Origin of the sequence: Mesorhizobium sp. M2A.F.Ca.ET.042.01.1.1, assembly GCF_003997405.1 — a bacterium.
Lineage (GTDB): Bacteria > Pseudomonadota > Alphaproteobacteria > Rhizobiales > Rhizobiaceae > Mesorhizobium.
Genome location: NZ_RZRX01000577.1, coordinates 1 through 1,163, shown reverse-complemented (window position 1 = coordinate 1,163; position 1,163 = coordinate 1). Strand labels below are relative to the sequence as shown.

General features: G+C 63.5%; 1 protein-coding gene and 1 pseudogene. Both read right to left on the bottom strand.

Features of this window, described 5'->3' with window-relative positions:
• Window positions 1–61: 61 nt before the first annotated feature.
• Window positions 62–259: pseudogene (locus tag EOA23_RS34955) on the bottom strand (transposase zinc-binding domain-containing protein); the annotation flags it as partial.
• 12 nt (window positions 260–271) lie between these two features.
• Window positions 272–1,153: a tyrosine-type recombinase/integrase gene (locus EOA23_RS34950; protein WP_127307340.1), complete on the bottom strand. Its 882-nt coding sequence runs from the start codon at window positions 1,151–1,153 to the stop codon at window positions 272–274.
• Between the last annotated feature and the right edge of the window lie 10 nt (window positions 1,154–1,163).

The window sequence follows — 1,163 nt, the reverse complement described above, 5'->3', positions numbered from 1 at the left end:
GACTGGTGCAGGAGCGCGATCAAATTGCCGCCAGCTCCCCATTACCGGCTTTGCCCATAAGGCAGCTGTTGAAGGCGATGCGCCGGTGGCCGCATTGGTCGCATGCTTCAACGTGCCCGCCGAGCGCGGCGGTCCGGCACAGTTCGATCGCCGTCTTGACGCGGCGCTGGGCGGTCGACAGCGACGCATCATGCTGTGCGCGATAGGCTTCGCCGTAGTTGCGGAAGATATCCGCCACTTCCGACCCCGAGCGGGCCATTGCCGCGACCGTTCAGAAGTATTGCGGCTTGGCAGGCGGCGGCACGGTGGGCGCCGGGCGCGGCAAGAGCTCGAAGGGGCTCGACGTAGCGCACACCTTGTTGGTGGCGATCCGCAGGTAATGGGCGGTGGTCGCAAGGCTCCTGTGACCGAGCAGCAGTTGAATGGTGCGCACGTCGGCACCGGCCTCCAGCAGATGCACGGCGAAGGCGTGCCTCAAACTGTGCGGCGTGACCGGTTTAGACAATCCGGAGAGGTCGTGCGCTTTCGCGCAGGCTTGTCCCACCGCACTCCTGGTGGTCGGCTGGTCGGCACGATCGCCGGGGAAGAGCCATTCCTTCGGTCGCCGCATCTTCCAGTAATCGCGCAGAATCCCCAGGAGCTTGGGCGACAGCATCACGTAGCGGTCCTTCTGGCCTTTGCCCTGCTCGACGCGAATGACCATTCTCTGGCTGTCGATGCCCGTGGGCTTCAGTTGAACCGCTTCCGAGATGCGCAAGCCGGCGGCATAGCACGTGGTCAGGATGGCGTGGTGTTTGACGTCGAGGACGCAACCGAGGAACCGCTGAACTTCCTCGGCACTGAGGACGATCGGCAGCCTCTGCGGCTTCTTGGGAAGCGGGAGGACCTCTTCAGGCGCCCAGTCCCGATCGAGCGTCACATTGTAGAGAAAGCGCAGCGCCGCAATGGCGGAGTGAATCGAGCCGGGCGACAGCTTCTTCTCGTTGGCCAGATAGACCTGATAGGTCCGAATATCCTCGCGCCCGAGCAAGTCCGGCGACTTGCCGAAGTGGCGGGCGAACAGCCACACCTGTTGCAGATACGACAGCTGGGTGTTGAGCGCGAAATTGCGCACCTGCATGTCCTCGCTCATGCGCTGGCGAAGTTGGGTCATGACAAACTCC

Bases quoted from the DNA above. Each gene is read 5' to 3' on its own strand.
- EOA23_RS34950 (WP_127307340.1), bottom strand. From the start codon at position 1,153: ATGACCCAACTTCGCCAGCGCATGAGCGAGGACATGCAGGTGCGCAAT.